Annotated in this window: 15 protein-coding genes and 1 other RNA gene; 5 read left to right on the top strand and 11 right to left on the bottom strand. The window is 65.3% G+C overall.

Going from position 1 to position 14698, the window contains the following annotated elements:
- From gcvP to C3F42_RS18480, 10 genes are all read right to left on the bottom strand, one after another.
- Positions 1-2874, bottom strand: a complete 2874-nt coding sequence (gene gcvP / locus C3F42_RS18525; RefSeq protein WP_094010949.1) for an aminomethyl-transferring glycine dehydrogenase — start codon at positions 2872-2874, stop codon at positions 1-3.
- 171 nt (positions 2875-3045) lie between these two features.
- Positions 3046-3429, bottom strand: a complete 384-nt coding sequence (gcvH, locus tag C3F42_RS18520) for a glycine cleavage system protein GcvH (protein ID WP_023631627.1) — start codon at positions 3427-3429, stop codon at positions 3046-3048.
- A gap of 48 nt (positions 3430-3477) precedes the next feature.
- Positions 3478-4560 carry a glycine cleavage system aminomethyltransferase GcvT gene (gene gcvT, locus C3F42_RS18515; RefSeq protein ID WP_038707020.1) on the bottom strand — a complete coding sequence of 361 codons (1083 nt, stop codon included), beginning with the start codon at positions 4558-4560 and terminating at the stop codon, positions 3478-3480.
- Between the two features lie 123 nt (positions 4561-4683).
- Positions 4684-6306: an iron ABC transporter permease gene (locus C3F42_RS18510; RefSeq protein WP_038707021.1), complete on the bottom strand. Its 1623-nt coding sequence runs from the start codon at positions 6304-6306 to the stop codon at positions 4684-4686.
- Between the two features lie 116 nt (positions 6307-6422).
- Entirely contained in the window at positions 6423-7424 is a 1002-nt protein-coding gene (locus C3F42_RS18505; RefSeq protein WP_104444726.1) for an extracellular solute-binding protein, read from the bottom strand.
- Between the two features lie 116 nt (positions 7425-7540).
- Complete coding sequence (locus C3F42_RS18500) at positions 7541-8758, bottom strand: 2-octaprenyl-3-methyl-6-methoxy-1,4-benzoquinol hydroxylase (protein WP_167335940.1); 1218 nt, start codon at positions 8756-8758, stop codon at positions 7541-7543.
- Positions 8759-8767: 9 nt separating this feature from the next.
- Positions 8768-9250 carry a DUF4442 domain-containing protein gene (locus tag C3F42_RS18495; protein WP_023633020.1) on the bottom strand — a complete coding sequence of 161 codons (483 nt, stop codon included), beginning with the start codon at positions 9248-9250 and terminating at the stop codon, positions 8768-8770.
- Positions 9247-10446, bottom strand: coding sequence for a 2-octaprenyl-6-methoxyphenyl hydroxylase (gene ubiH, locus C3F42_RS18490; protein WP_094010944.1), 1200 nt, complete (start codon positions 10444-10446; stop codon positions 9247-9249). Before ubiH ends, C3F42_RS18495 begins: the two co-directional genes overlap by 4 nt.
- Complete coding sequence (pepP, locus tag C3F42_RS18485) at positions 10443-11777, bottom strand: Xaa-Pro aminopeptidase (RefSeq protein WP_104444725.1); 1335 nt, start codon at positions 11775-11777, stop codon at positions 10443-10445. Before pepP ends, ubiH begins: the two co-directional genes overlap by 4 nt.
- Before the next feature lie 21 nt (positions 11778-11798).
- Positions 11799-12353, bottom strand: a complete 555-nt coding sequence (locus C3F42_RS18480) for a YecA family protein (protein WP_038707024.1) — start codon at positions 12351-12353, stop codon at positions 11799-11801.
- Positions 12354-12499: 146 nt separating this feature from the next.
- Here C3F42_RS18480 and C3F42_RS18475 point away from each other — a divergent pair, with 146 nt between their 5' ends.
- From C3F42_RS18475 to C3F42_RS18460, 4 genes are all read left to right on the top strand, one after another.
- Complete coding sequence (locus C3F42_RS18475) at positions 12500-12709, top strand: TIGR02449 family protein (RefSeq protein ID WP_094010943.1); 210 nt, start codon at positions 12500-12502, stop codon at positions 12707-12709.
- The gene (locus C3F42_RS18470; protein WP_023631617.1) at positions 12706-13023 is read left to right on the top strand and encodes a cell division protein ZapA; all 318 of its coding nucleotides are present in this window, start codon (positions 12706-12708) and stop codon (positions 13021-13023) included. The genes C3F42_RS18475 and C3F42_RS18470 overlap by 4 nt, the downstream gene beginning before the upstream one ends.
- A 17-nt stretch (positions 13024-13040) precedes the next feature.
- Positions 13041-13220: non-coding RNA, 6S RNA (gene ssrS, locus C3F42_RS18465), on the top strand.
- 61 nt (positions 13221-13281) lie between these two features.
- Entirely contained in the window at positions 13282-13890 is a 609-nt protein-coding gene (locus C3F42_RS18460) for a 5-formyltetrahydrofolate cyclo-ligase (protein WP_094010942.1), read from the top strand.
- A gap of 8 nt (positions 13891-13898) precedes the next feature.
- Here the strand turns inward: C3F42_RS18460 and C3F42_RS29640 are convergent, their stop codons facing one another.
- Positions 13899-14054, bottom strand: a complete 156-nt coding sequence (locus tag C3F42_RS29640) for a hypothetical protein (protein WP_011536298.1) — start codon at positions 14052-14054, stop codon at positions 13899-13901.
- A gap of 176 nt (positions 14055-14230) precedes the next feature.
- Here C3F42_RS29640 and C3F42_RS18455 point away from each other — a divergent pair, with 176 nt between their 5' ends.
- Positions 14231-14680 (top strand): EVE domain-containing protein, encoded by a 450-nt coding sequence (locus C3F42_RS18455; protein WP_023631740.1) that lies wholly within the window; start codon positions 14231-14233, stop codon positions 14678-14680.
- Positions 14681-14698: the final 18 nt, after the last annotated feature.

The raw sequence follows: 14698 nt of genomic DNA, 5'->3' as shown, positions 1-14698 counted from the left end.
TCAACGATACGCCTCCACCGGCACGCACGCGCAGAACAGATTCCTGTCCCCATACACATTGTCGACCCGGTTCACCGCCGGCCAGTACTTGTGCTGGCGGGCGTGAGCGCTGGGGGCGATGCCCTGCTCGAGACTGTATGGCCGGCTCCACGGCGCCAGTACATCGGCCAGGGTATGCGGCGCGTGCCTGAGCGGGTTGTCCTCGGCCGGCCAGTTGCCTTCCTCGACTTCGGCAATCTCCGCCCTGATCGCCAGCATCGCTTCGACGAAACGGTCCAGCTCGGCCTTCGACTCGCTCTCGGTGGGCTCGACCATCAACGTGCCCGGTACCGGGAACGACATGGTCGGGGCATGGAAGCCATAGTCCATCAGGCGCTTGGCCACGTCCTCCTCGGTAATGCCGGTCAACGCCTTGAGCGGGCGCAGATCGAAGATGCATTCATGGGCCACGCGCTGGTTGCGCCCGCGATACAACACCGGGAAGGCATCGCGCAGCTGGCTGGCCAGGTAGTTGGCGGACAGGATCGCCACCTCGCTGGCATCGGCCAGCTGCGGCCCCATCATGGCGATGTACATCCAGCTGATCGGCAGGATGCTGGCGCTGCCCCACGGCGCCGCGCTCACCGCGCTGTTGTTCGGGTCCAGCCCCGGCACCGGCACCACCGGGTGGCTGGCCACGAACGGCTTGAGGTGTGCCCGGATGCCAATGGGCCCCATGCCCGGGCCACCGCCGCCATGGGGGATGCAGAAGGTCTTGTGCAGGTTCATGTGCGAGACATCGGCACCGATGTCCGCCGGCCGCGTCAGCCCCACCTGGGCATTGAGGTTGGCGCCGTCCATGTAAACCTGCCCGCCAAGCTGGTGCACCACCTCGCAGATCTCGCGGATGCCCTCTTCGTACACCCCATGGGTAGACGGGTAGGTCACCATCAGGCATGACAGCCGCTCGCCGGCATGGCGCGCCTTGGCCTTGAGATCATCGAGGTCAACGTTGCCATCCTCGTCGCACTCGACGATCACCACTTCCATGCCGGCCATCTGCGCCGACGCCGGGTTGGTGCCATGGGCCGAGGACGGGATCAGGCAGATCGTGCGCCCGGCCTGGTGGCGGCTCTGGTGATAACGAGTGATCGCCATCAGCCCGGCGTACTCGCCCTGGGCGCCCGAGTTGGGCTGCATGCAGATCGCATCGAAGCCGGTGATGGCACACAACCAGGCTTCGAGCTCATCGATCATCGCCTTGTATCCTTGCACCTGCGCCGCCGGGGCGAACGGATGCGGCTGGGCGAATTCAGGCCAGGTGATGGGGATCATCTCGCTGGTGGCATTGAGCTTCATGGTGCACGAGCCCAGCGGGATCATCGACTGGTTGAGTGCCAGGTCCTTGTTCTCCAGCTGCTTGAGATAGCGCAGCATCTCGGTCTCGCTGTGGTGCAGGTTGAACACCGGGTGCTGCAGGATCGGTGTGCGCCGCACCAGCGCGCCGGGGATGCCTTCGGGCAGGGCCTGCTGGTCGAGGGCGGCAATGTCCAGGCCGTGGTCGACGCCAAGAAAGATATCGAACAGCTTCAGCACCGTGGCTTCGTCGCAGGTCTCGTCCAGGCTCAGCCCCAGGTGCCCGCGACCGAGAATGCGCAGGTTGACGCGGGCGTCCTCGGCGCTTTCGATGATCGCCGCCTGGGTGCCGCCGACGTCCAGCGTCAGGGTGTCGAAGAAATGCTGGTTGAGGCGCTTGATGCCTTTGGCTTCGAGGCCGGCGGCGAGGATGAACGTCAGCCGATGCACGCGCTGGGCGATGCGCTGCAAGCCCTCGGGGCCATGATAGACGGCGTAGAAGCCGGCGATGTTGGCCAGCAGCACCTGGGCCGTGCAGATGTTGGAGTTGGCCTTCTCGCGACGAATGTGCTGCTCGCGGGTCTGCAGGGCCATGCGCAGCGCGGTGTTGCCACGGGCATCACGTGATACGCCGATGATGCGCCCGGGCATGGCGCGCTTGTAGTCGTCGCGGCAGGCGAAGTAGGCCGCGTGCGGCCCGCCATAGCCCATGGGCACGCCAAAGCGCTGGGTCGAGCCGAGCACCACGTCGGCACCCAGTTCGCCGGGCGGCGTCAGCACCACCAGGCTGAGGATGTCGGCGGCGACGCAGGCCAGGGCCTGCTGGCCATGCAGCTGGTCGATCAGCGGGCGCAGGTCGCGCACCTCGCCGTGGGTATCGGGGTATTGCAACAGCGCGCCGAACACTTGGTGCCGGCCCAGGTTATCCACCGAATCGACGATCAGCTCGAAGCCGAACCCCTCGGCGCGGGTCTTGAGCACCGACAGGGTTTGCGGGTGGCAGTGCTCGTCGGCGAAGAAGGCGTTGCTCTTGCTGCGCGCCACGCGCTTGGCCAGGGCCATCGCCTCGGCCGCGGCGGTGGCCTCGTCTAGCAGCGAGGCATTGGCCAGGGGCAGGCCGGCAAGGTCGATGACCATTTGCTGGAAGTTCAGCAGCGCCTCCAGCCGGCCTTGGGCGATCTCCGGTTGGTAGGGCGTGTAGGCGGTGTACCAGCCAGGGTTCTCCAGCACGTTGCGCAGGATGACCGTGGGGGTGATGGTGGCGTGGTAGCCCATGCCGATCAGGCTGGTCCACAGCTGGTTCTGCGCAGCGTAGCCCGCGAGTTTGGCCAGTGCGGCCTGCTCATCGAGGGCCGGCGGCAGGTCGAGTGGGCGATTGAAGCGGATGCCCGGCGGCACCGTCTGCTCGATCAGTTCACTGCGGCTGGCGACGCCGAGGGCGTCGAGCATGGCCTGCTGCTCCTGGGCATCGGGCCCCAGGTGGCGACGCAGGAAAGGGTTGGACTCTTGCAGTTGGCTCAGCGATGGCGACTGGGACATGGCGACGATCTCTTCCTGGACCAGCTCTCATGGAGACTTACAAGTCTAGGAAGGATTGCCGAATGTGCGGGGATTATTGCGTTTGCCGTGCGGCCCTTATCGCGGGGCAAGCCCACTCCCACAAGGAATACTCCGTGGGAGCGGGCTTGCCCCGCGATAAGGGCGGCCCTGTTACTCGCCGATCAGCGCTGTATAGCCTGCTGCATCCAGCAGCTTGTCCAGCTCGGACTTGTCGCTCGGCTTCAGCTTGAAGATCCACGATTCGTAAGGTTCTTCGTTGAGCAGCTCCGGGCTGTCGGCCAGTTCTTCGTTGACCGCGATGACTTCACCACCCACCGGCGCATAGATATCCGAGGCGGCCTTGACCGACTCGACCACGCCAGCGGCGTCGCCTGCGGCGAACACCTTGCCGACTTCGGCCAGCTCGACGAACACCACGTCGCCCAGTGCTTGCTGGGCGTGGTCACTGATGCCCACGGTCACCGTGCCATCGGCTTCCAGGCGAGCCCACTCGTGGCTTTCGGCAAAACGCAGGTCGGCGGGGATTTGGCTCATTGTCTTGTATTCCTCGTAATGGGTCAGCGGACGGCCCGCCGTTAATGTTCAGATCAGGATCTTGCCATGGCGCACGAAGGTCGGCTTTACCACTCGCACCGGGTACCACTTGCCGCGGATTTCCACCTCGGCTCGGTCACCGGTGGCCATGGGCACGCGGGCCAAGGCAATGGATTTGCTCAGCGTAGGCGAGAAACTACCACTGGTGATCTCCCCTTCGCCAATCCCGGATACACGGACCACCTGATGCGCGCGCAATACGCCACGCTCCTCAAGCACCAGGCCGACCAGTTTTTCCTTCACGCCCTGTTCGATTTCAGCGAGCAAGCCACTGCGGCCAATAAATTCGCGCCCGACCGGCTCCCAAGCGACGCTCCAGCCCAGGTTGGAGGTCAAAGGAGTATGGGCTTCATCGATATCCTGGCCATACAGGTTCATGCCGGCTTCCAGGCGCAGCGTATCGCGGGCGCCCAGGCCGCTCGGGGCGATACCGGCGCCGACCAGGTCGTTGTAGAACGCCGGGGCCTGTTCGCCCGGAAGAATGATTTCCAGCCCGTCTTCCCCGGTATAGCCGGTGCGGGCGATGAACCAGTCACCGTCGGCGAGGCCTTCGAAGGGGCGCAGCTCGCGGATCAGCGCGGCCCGCGAGGCGCTGAGCAGGGCAGCGACCTTTTCTCGGGCATGCGGCCCCTGGATGGCGAGAATGGCCAGTTCAGGCCGTGCCTTGAAATTCACCTTGAAGCCTTCGCTGCGGGCCTGCAGCCAGGCCAGCACCTTGTCGCGGGTGGCGGCATTGGCCACCAGGCGATAACCGTCTTCGGTGCGGTAGGCAATGAGATCGTCAATGACCCCGCCCTCGGCATTGAGCAGCGGGCTGTAGAGGGCCTTGCCGGGGCTTTCCAGGCGCGTCACGTCGTTGGCCAGCAGGTGTTGCAGCCAGGGCGTGGCGGCGCAGCCATCGATATCGATGACCGTCATGTGGGAAACATCGAACACCCCGCAGTCACTGCGCACCTGGTGGTGCTCCTCGACTTGCGAGCCGTAGTGCAGGGGCATGTCCCATCCGCCGAAATCGACCGTCTTGGCGCCGAGCGCCAGGTGCAGGTCATACAGAGGCGTACGCTGTCCCATGGGTTTCTCCTTCCGGGCGTGGCGAGGCAGCGGCGGTCGGCGATGTTCTGTCATCACCTGTTCTTGTAGACCCGTCGCTGCGAATGCCGCGCATTGTAGCCGCAAGGGCGCTGCGTGACACCCTCAGCGCGGATGCCCCGGACGATGGGCCGAGCGGCGGATCAGCCCGATCACCGGCAGCAGGCCGACCAGTACCAGGGTCAACGCTGGCAGCGAAGCACGCGCCCATTCGCCCTCGCTGGTCATCTCGAACACGCGCACGGCCAGGGTATCCCAGCCGAACGGGCGCATCAGCAAAGTCGCCGGCATCTCCTTGAGTACATCGACGAACACCAGCAGGGCGGCACTGAGGGCGCCGGGCACCAGCAACGGCAGATACACCTTGAAAAACAATCCTGGGCCAGCGACCCCGAGGCTGCGCGACGCTTCCGGAAGCGATGGGCGGATCCGCTCCAGGCTGCTCTCCAGCGGACCATAGGCCACGGCGATGAACCGCACCAGATAGGCGAGCAACAATGCCGATAAGCTTCCCAGCAACAACGGCTTGCCCACCCCGCCCAACCACTGGGACAGCGGCACTACCAGCTGGTTGTCCAGGTAGCTGAACGCCAGCATGATCGACACGGCCAGCACCGAGCCGGGCAAGGCGTAACCCAAGTTGGCCAATCCAACCCCGGCGCGGATACCGGCAGTCGGGGCCTGCCGCCTGGCGAACGCCAGAAGCATGGCCACGCTGACCGTGATCAGCGCCGCCATGGCCCCCAGGTACAGGGTGTGCATGACCAGGCCGAGATAGCGCTCGTCGAGGTCGTGCCGCCCGCGCTGCCAGAACCACGCCAGCAACTGCAGCATCGGAATGACGAAGGCACAGGCGAACACCAGCAGGCACCAGCCACTGGCAGCCAACGCCTTGATGCCCCGCAAGTGATAAAGCGCCTGCGCCCTCGGGCGTTCGTTGCCACTGCGGCTGGCGCCTCGGGCCCGGCGCTCGCCATACAGCACCAGCATCACCGCCAGCAGCAGCAGGCTGGCGAGTTGCGCCGCGCTGGAGAGGCTGAAGAAGCCGTACCAGGTCTTGTAGATGGCTGTGGTAAAGGTGTCGAAATTGAATACTGCCACCGCGCCGAAATCGGCCAGGGTCTCCATCAGTGCCAGGGCGATGCCGGCGCCGATGGCCGGCCGCGCCATGGGCAAGGCCACCCGCCAGAAGGCCTGCAGCGGTGACAGCCCCAACACCCGCGCCGCCTCCATCAAGCCCTTGCCCTGGGCCAGGAAGGCCGTACGCGCCAGCAGGTAGACGTAGGGGTAGAACACCAGCACCAATACCGTGATCACACCACCAGTGGAGCGCACCCTGGGCAGGCGCATGGGCCCGAACACCTCGCGCAGCGCGGTCTGCACGGGGCCTGCAAAATCGAGCAGGCCGACGAAGACGAAAGCCAGCACATAGGCCGGGATGGCGAACGGCAGCATCAGCGCCCAATCCAGCCAACGCCGGCCAGGGAATTCGCAGAGGCTGGTGAGCCACGCCAGGCTAACCCCCAGCACGCACACGCCGATACCCACGCCCAGCACCAGGGTCAGGGTATTGCCCAGCAGGCGGCTCATCTGGGTGTCGAGCAGGTGCGACCAGATCTGGGTGTCGACCGACTGCCATGACAACAGCAAGACACTGAGCGGCAGCAAGACCAGGGCGGCGACCAGGAAGACCGGCAGGTACCAGCGGCGTTGGGGATAATGGGGCAAATCGAAAATCTCGATGGCTGTGCGATAGCATCGCGGGGCAAGCCAGCTCCCACGTCCGCATGGTTCGTGGGAGCGGGCTTGCCCCGCGATCGGTTCTCAAGGATAAGGCGGTGGACTCAGTTCCAGCCAGCCCGATCCATCAAGCGAATGGCTTCGGCCTGGCGCTTGCCAGCGACTTCCACCGGAATGCTGTCGGCCTTGAAGCTACCCCAGGCCGCCACTTCCGCCGATGGCTTCACCTTCGGGTTGGCCGGGAACTCCTGGTTGATGTCGGCAAACAGCTTCTGTGCCTCTTCGCCGGTCATCCACTCCACCAGTTTCTTTGCCGCTTCGGGATGCGGCGCATGCTTGGTCAGGCCGATGCCCGACAGGTTGACGTGCACACCGCGGTCACCCTGGTTGGGCCAGAACAGCCTCACCGGCAGATCAGGCTTTTCCTTGTGCAGGCGCCCGTAGTAATAGGTGTTGACGATGCCCACGTCGCACTGGCCAGCGGCAATGGCCTGAAGCACTGCGGTGTCGTCGGAGAACACGTCGGTGGAGAGGTTGTTGACCCAGCCCTTGATCAGCTTCTCGGTCTCGGCCTCGCCGTGATTCTCGATCAGGGTGGCGGTCAGCGACTGGTTATAGACCTTCTTCGCCGTGCGCAGGCACAGGCGGCCTTCCCAGTGCTTGTCGGCCAAGGCCTCGTAGGTGGTCAGCTCGGCGGGTTTGACCCGGTCGGTGGAGTAGGCGATGGTCCGTGCGCGCAGGCTCAGACCAGTCCAGTCGTGGGACGAGGCGCGGTATTGCGGCGGAATGTTCTGGTCGATGGTGGCCGACTTGATCGGTTGCAGGATGTCCATCTGCTCGGCTTGCCAGAGGTTGCCGGCATCGACGGTGAGCAGCAGGTCGGCCACGCCGTTCTCGCCCTCGGCCTTGATGCGCTGCATCAAGGGCGCTTCCTTGTCGGTGATGAACTTGATCTTGACGCCGGTCTTGGCGGTGTAGGCATCGAACACCGGCTTGATCAGCTCGTCGATGCGCGAGGAGTACACCACCACTTCTTCCGCCGCCTGGGCGGTGCCGCCGAACAGAGTGAGGGCCAGAGCGGCCAGTAGGGGCTTGCGGGGCAACATCGGGGGTACTCCTCGCTGGGTTGAGAGGTGCAAATGGTAGTGAATCCCATTTTCCCGCTCATCTGCTTAGCCGTTACCGAATGTTGCAAGGGGCTGCGGCGCAGCCCCAGCGACCCTCAGGCCTTGGCCAACTCCGGCAGGTCCCCGGACAACCCCAACGCCTGGCGCACGAACAGCGCCTTGGCCTCCGGCATCTGCTCCACCAGCTTCAACCCACTATTACGCAACCAGCGCAGCGGCAACGGGTTAGCCTGGAACAACCGCTCGAAGCCCTCCATCGCCGCCATCAGCGCCAGGTTGTGCGGCATGCGCCGCCGTTCGAAGCGGCTCAGCACCTTCACATCGGCCAGGCGCTCGCCGCGCTCGCTGGCACGTACCAGCTCTTCGGCCAGCACGGCGGCATCGAGGAAGCCCAGGTTGACCCCCTGCCCCGCCAGCGGATGGATGGTGTGGGCGGCGTCACCGATCAGCGCCAGCCCTTCATCGACATAACGCTTGGCATGGCGCTGGCGCAGCGGCACGCAGACCCGCGGATCAGCCTCGAGCACGTCGCCCAGTCGGCCTTCGAAGGCACGCTCAAGCGCCTTGCGGAACGCCGTATCGTCCAGCGCCATGGCCTGCTCGGCCTGCTCCGGCGTGGTCGACCAGACGATCGAGCACCAGTCCTGGCGGCCATCACGCGACAGCGGCAGGAAGGCCAGCGGGCCTTCGTCGGTGAAGCGTTGCCAGGCCGTGGCGCGGTGCGCCTCACTGCAACGCACACTGGTGACGATGGCGTGATGCAGGTAATCCCATTCACGGGTCTGGCAACCGGCCAGGCGACGTACAGCCGAATTGGCGCCGTCAGCGGCGACCACCAGCGGCGCGCGCAGCTTGCGACCATCGGCCAAGGTCACCAACCATTCGTCACCGGAGCGGCGCAACTGTTCCAGGCGGGCATTGGCCAGCAGCCCGACATCGCTATCGTGCAGGCGCTCCAGCAGGCCGTCCTGGACCACACGGTTCTCGACGATATGCCCCAGCACCTCGGCATGCACGCTGGCCGCGGAAAAATGAATCTCGCCGGTGCCGCTGCCATCCCACACGTGCATGTCCGAGTACGGCGAGACACGGCGCCGGGCGATGCCCTCCCAGGCCCCCAGGCGCTCGAGAATGCGCTGGCTGGCCGCCGACAGGGCACTGACCCTTGGTTCGAAAGGCGCCTCGCCGTCAAACGGCTTGACCGACAACGGCCCACCGTCGAGCAGAAGCACCTCCAGGCCACTGTGGCGCAAGGCCAGGGCCAGGGCGCTGCCGACCATGCCGGCACCGACAATCAACAGATCTGCGCGCATTTCCATGCCTTACGCCTGCCTCGCTTGCGGCTTGAGCCGCACGTATAAAGTTTTGTCGACCCGCGCCACCAGCTCGCCGGCGCCATCGCGGATCTCCACCTGCAACCGCGGCAGGTACTTCTTGCCGCTGGCGGTCTGCTGGCGGATCTCGTCCAGCAGCGCGTCGTCGACGTGGAATTCGGCATACACCGGGCCCTTGCCCGGCGAGATGAAATCGATGGAAGCGGCCTTGTCCCAGACGATGTACTCGCGCCCCAGCTGCTCGATCAGCAGCAGCATGTAGAACGGGTCGACCATCGCGTACAGGCTGCCACCGAACTGGGTGCCGACGTAGTTGCGATTCCACCGCGTCAGCTTCATGCGCACCTTGACGCTGCGCATGTCCGGGCTGATTTCCTGGATGTGGATGCCGGCGCCCAGGTAGGGCGGGTAGAAGTTCAGCAACCAGCGCAGCATCCGCGCTCGCCGTGCGAGCCGGCGCGCAGCGCTCATGGGCGGCCCCGCGGATCGGGGCGAGTACCGAGGCCCATGGCCTGGCGGGCGAACCAGCTTTTCGCCGGCGGCAGCAAGTCCAACCCGAGCAGGCCGAGGTTGCGCCCGGCCGCCAGCAGCGGCTGGCTGCTGCCGAACACACGGGTGACCTGATCGGAGAAGCCGATGGTCAAGGCCTGGTCGAGGCGCTGGCGCTGGTGATAGCCCTGTAGCGTGGGCAGATCGCCCGGCAGCGCCGGGCCGGCCAGCAAGGCGTCCGCCAGCGACTGCACATCGCGCAGCGACAGGTTGAAGCCTTGGCCTGCGATCGGGTGCAGGCTGTGGGCAGCATTGCCCAGCACCACCAGGTGCGGGCGCACCTGCTCCTCGGCCTCCACCAGCGACAGTGGATAGAGATGACGGGCACCGACCTGGCGCAGGGCGCCGAGGCGGTAGCCGAATGCTTCCTGCAGTTCGCGCAGGAAGCTGCGCTCGTCGAGCTCGGCCAGGCGCTTGGCATCCATGCCCTGGCGGGTCCAGACCAGCGCGCAGCGGTTGTCTGCCAGCGGCAGCAGGGCCATCGGCCCTTGCTCGGTGAAGCGCTCGAACGCCTGCCCGGCATGGGCCTCGCCTGGGGTGATGTTGGCGATCAGCGCGCTCTGGTCATACGGCGTGTGGCGCACATGGATGCCCAACTGCTCGCGCAGGCCCGAACGGCCACCATCGGCCAGCACCGCCAGGTCGCACTCCAACACGGTGTCGTCGTCCAGCTGCAACCGATAGCCACCGGCGATGGCCTGCATCGCCTGCACTTGCGCTGGGCAGCGCCAGCTGACCACCTCGTTGTCGATGGCCTGCCACAGGCACTGGCCGAGCCAGGCGTTCTCCACCACATAGCCGAGCGCCGGCACGCCTTCCTCCAGCGCATCCAGGCGCGCGGCGCCGAAGCGGCCACGGTCGGACACCTGGATCTGCCGGATCGGCTCGGCGCGGCGGCTGATGGCCTGCCACAGCCCCAGCCGCTCATAGATCTGCCGGGTGCCGTAGGACAGCGCCGAAGAACGCGCGTCGTAGCTGGGCTGGAAGCTGTCGCCCGGTGCAAACGGCTCGATCAGCAGGATCGTCCAGCCACGCGCCTTAGCTGCGGCCTGCAGCGTGAGGGCCAGGCTGGCGCCCACCAGGCCGCCACCGATGATCGCCAGGTTGACCCGGTTCATGCGGCGTCCTTACGCGCTTCGTGCATCAGCGCCTCGATCTCGGCGACCGTGCGTGGCACACCCGAAGTGAGGATTTCACAGCCTTGTCTGGTTACCACCACGTCGTCCTCGATCCTTACGCCGATGCCGCGCCATTTCTTCGCCACGGCCTGGTTGTCGGGCGCGATATAGATGCCCGGTTCGACCGTCAACGCCATGCCCGGCTCGAGCACGCGCCACTGGCCACCGACCTTGTATTCGCCCACATCGTGCACGTCCATGCCCAGCCAGTGCCCGGCGCGGTGCATGTAGAAGGCACGGTAGGCCTCGCTGTCGATCAGCGCCTGTACCTCGCCCTTGAGCAGGCCCAGCGCCACCAGCCCTTCGGTGATCACCCGCACGGTCGCCTCGTGGGCATGGTTCCAGTGCTTGCCCGGGGCGATCTCGGCGAACGCCGCGGCTTGGGCCGCGAGCACCAGCTCGTAGATGGCTTTCTGCTCGGGCGAGAAGCGCCCACTGACCGGGAAGGTGCGGGTGATGTCGCTGGCGTAGCAGTCGATCTCGCAACCGGCGTCGATCAGCACCAGGTCACCGTCCTTGAGCGGCGCATCATTCTGCTGGTAGTGCAGGATGCAGCCATTGCGCCCGGCGGCGACGATCGAGCCGTAGGCCGGCATCTTCGCCCCGCCCTTGCGGAACTCGTAGTCCAGCTCGGCTTCCAGGCTGTACTCGTACAGCCCAGCGCGGCAGGCCTGCATGGCGCGCACATGGGCACGGGCGGAGATCGCCGCGGCCTCGCGCATGACATTCACTTCCGCCGCCGATTTATACAGGCGCATGTCGTGCAGCAGATGATCCAGGGCAACGAACTCGTTCGGCGGCTGAGCGCCCAGGCGGGCCTTGGAGCGAATCACATTGATCCACTCCATCAGCCGGCGGTCGAATTCGGCATTGCCGCCCATGTTGCTGTAGACCCGCTCGCGGCCCTCGATCAGGCCCGGCAGGATCTCGTCGATATCACTGATGGGGAAGGCGTCGTCGGCGCCGAAATCACGCACCGCGCCTTCCTGGCCGGCCCGCAGGCCATCCCACTGCTCGCGCTCGGGATTGCGCTCGCGGCAGAACAGCACGTACTCGCCATGCTCGCGGCCCGGGATCAGCGCGATCACAGCCTCCGGCTCGGGGAAACCGCTCAGGTACTGGAAATCGCTGTCCTGACGATAGACATGCTCGACGTCGCGATTGCGGATGGCAACTGCGGCGGCGGGCAGGATGGCGATGCTGTTGGGGACCATCTGCGCCATCAGCGCCTTGCGCCGACGGGCGTACTCCGCCTTGGGTATGTGGCTCATGGGCAAACGACCCCGATCAGATCAGTGCAGCGATGGCTTTGGCGCGGGCGCTTCGGGCTTGGCCAGCTCGGTGTACAGCAGCAGCGGGGCGACGCGCAGGTACTCCATGACTTCCATGTAGTCGCTTTCGCCGTCCTCGGATTCTTCCAGCGCTTCCTGGACCTGCGAAATGGCCACCAGGTCCTGGAGCACTTCCTTGGCATCGGTGGACAAGTCCTTGCCACCGGCGTTCAGGCCGAAACCGGTGATGAAGCCCTGGCACCACTGGCCCAGCGCGGTGGCGCGGTCGCTGAGTGCGGCATCATCGGAAGGCAGCAGCAGGACGATGGCGACGTCGTCGCCGGTCAGCTCGGCCTTGACCATCTCTTGCAGGCCGACCAGGGCGTTGCGGACAGTGTCACCGGGCTCGGTCTCGAGCAGTTGGGCGGCGTCGGCCAGCCAGGCATCGGCATCGAAACCGGCGCCGGCGCAGCTGCGGCCGATCAGCAGACCGTGCAGCTCGGCGGGGGTGACTGGGTGGCCATTGCTCGAAAGCAACATGGCGAAGGCAATGTAGGGCGATTGGGTATTGGGCATGGGCAGCTAGGCGCCAGACGGCGCAATGACTAGAATGGAGACCTTGTATCCTAGCACCGGCAGGCGCGCCAAGACCATCGGCACTGGCCGTCGCGCCCTTGGGGCAGGCATGATCGCCAGGCGAGTCAAGGAATCGAGTGCAATCCATGCAAGAGAACGACCTGCAAGCGCTGATGAGCCGGTTCGAGTTGCTGATCCAACGGGTCGAGCAACTAAAGCGGCAAAACGCACTCTTAGTAGCTCAGGAACGATCCTGGCGCGAGGAGCGCGCCCACCTGATCGAAAAGAACGAGATCGCCAAACGCAAGATCGAATCGATGATCCTGCGCCTCAAGGCCCTGGAGCAAGACTCATGAGTTCAAGCAATAGCGTCACCGTCCAGATCCTCGACAAGGAATACTCGATCATCTGCCCGCCCGAGGAGCGCAACAACCTGGTCGGTGCCGCCCGCTACCTGGATGGCAAGATGCGCGAGATCCGCAGCAGCGGCAAGGTGATCGGCGCCGACCGTATCGCGGTGATGGCCGCGCTGAACATCACCCACGAGCTGCTGCACCGCCAGGAACGCCCCGAAGTGGCCAGCGGCGGCACCACCCGCGAACAGGTGCGTGACCTGCTGGAACGGGTCGACCAGGCCCTCTCCGACGATCCGGTTAGCAAAAGCGACTGAGATTGGTATACTGGCGCCACTCCCTGGGGGATGCGCCAGTCGGTTATGTCCCTGAGCCGATACGCACAACCACGGGGGTTGCACGCTGGGGCAGGTGTGCATGTCCGCCCGACGGAAAGCCTTAACGCCCCCTGCAATCTCCACCTTGAACTTTCGGGTTCAAGGGCTACACCGATAGCGGTCTTGTCGGGGAGCCTGCTTTCAGAACTGCCCGCCTTCCACGGCGGGCTTTTCGTTTCTTCAGGGATCGCCCGTGCCATGACCGACACCGCGCCGCTTACCCGCCCCCAGCTTCGCCGCCTCCTGCGCAATGCCCGCCGCGCCCTCACACCCGCCCAGCAACGCCAGGCCGCCGAAGGCCTCTATCGCCAGTTGGCGCAGCATCCACTGTTCCGCCGCGCCCGGCATATCGCCCTGTACCTGCCCAATGATGGCGAGATCGACCCGCGCCTGCTGCTGCGCGAGGCGCACAGGCGCGGCAAGCACGTCTACCTGCCTGTGTTGCACGCCTGGCCCGCCACACGCATGGTGTTCCAGCGTTTCGAGCCAGGGGAAAAGCTGCGACCCAACCGCTTCGGCATCGCCGAACCTGTAGTCGAGCGCAAACGCCAAAGGCCGATCTGGGCGCTGGACCTGATCCTGCTGCCGCTGGTCGGTTTCGATGAGATGGGGGGGCGCCTGGGCATGGGCGGGGGCTTCTATGACCGCAGCCTGGCCTATCAGAGCCGGCGCAAGGCCTGGAAAAAACCATTGCTGCTGGGGCTGGCGCATGAATGCCAGAAGGTGGAGCGGCTCAACCAGGCAAGCTGGGATGTACCGTTGCAAGGCACGGTGTCAGACCGTGGTTGGTACTTGGCAGCGAAGTGAACCCGCGATCAGCGGTGCTGTTGCTGCGCCGGATCGACGGGCGCCTGCTGATAGGCGGCATCGAGCTTGCGCTCCCACAAACCTTGCGCGTAACCGGTGGTGACCACGCCCAGGCCGAAGATGAAGGCCAGGATCCAGAGCAGGTCCGGTTTACGTTGTTTCATTGATTGCCCCCCAAGAACAACTGTCCAGGCTCGGCGGCTTTCTTGATGGCTGCCGGAGCGTATAGCTTAAAATCGGCGCATTTTCCGACAACATGAGTCGCTAGGCAAACGTTGACGCCAACCGACTGTCGGTTTCATGCAACGAGTTATTTCAAACTCTTTCAGGAGCAGCATCCATGGCCTACTGGCTGATGAAATCCGAGCCCGACGAGCTCTCCATCGAAGCCTTGGCACGCCTGGGCAGTGCCCGTTGGGACGGGGTACGCAACTACCAGGCGCGCAATTTCCTGCGGGCCATGAGCATAGGCGACGAGTTCTTCTTCTACCACTCCAGCTGCCCGCAACCAGGGATCGCCGGCATTGCCCGGATCAGCGCCGCGGCCTACCCGGACCCGACCGCCCTCGACCCGCAAAGCCACTACCACGATGCCAAGGCCAGCGCCGAGAAGAACCCGTGGAGCGCGGTGGATGTCGAGCATGTGCAGACCTTCCGCCAGGTACTCGGCCTGGGCCTGCTCAAGCAGCAGGCGGCACTGGAGGAACTGCCACTGGTGCAAAAGGGCAGCCGCCTGTCGGTGATGCCGGTGACCGCAGAACAATGGGCGGCGATCCTCGCGCTGAGCTGATTGTGCGTCTATTGTCAG

Origin of the sequence: Pseudomonas sp. PONIH3, assembly GCF_002934345.1 — a bacterium.
Taxonomy (GTDB): domain Bacteria; phylum Pseudomonadota; class Gammaproteobacteria; order Pseudomonadales; family Pseudomonadaceae; genus Aquipseudomonas; species Aquipseudomonas soli.
Note: the sequence above shows the minus strand (reverse complement) of the source record. Positions and strands in the feature narration are given on the sequence as shown.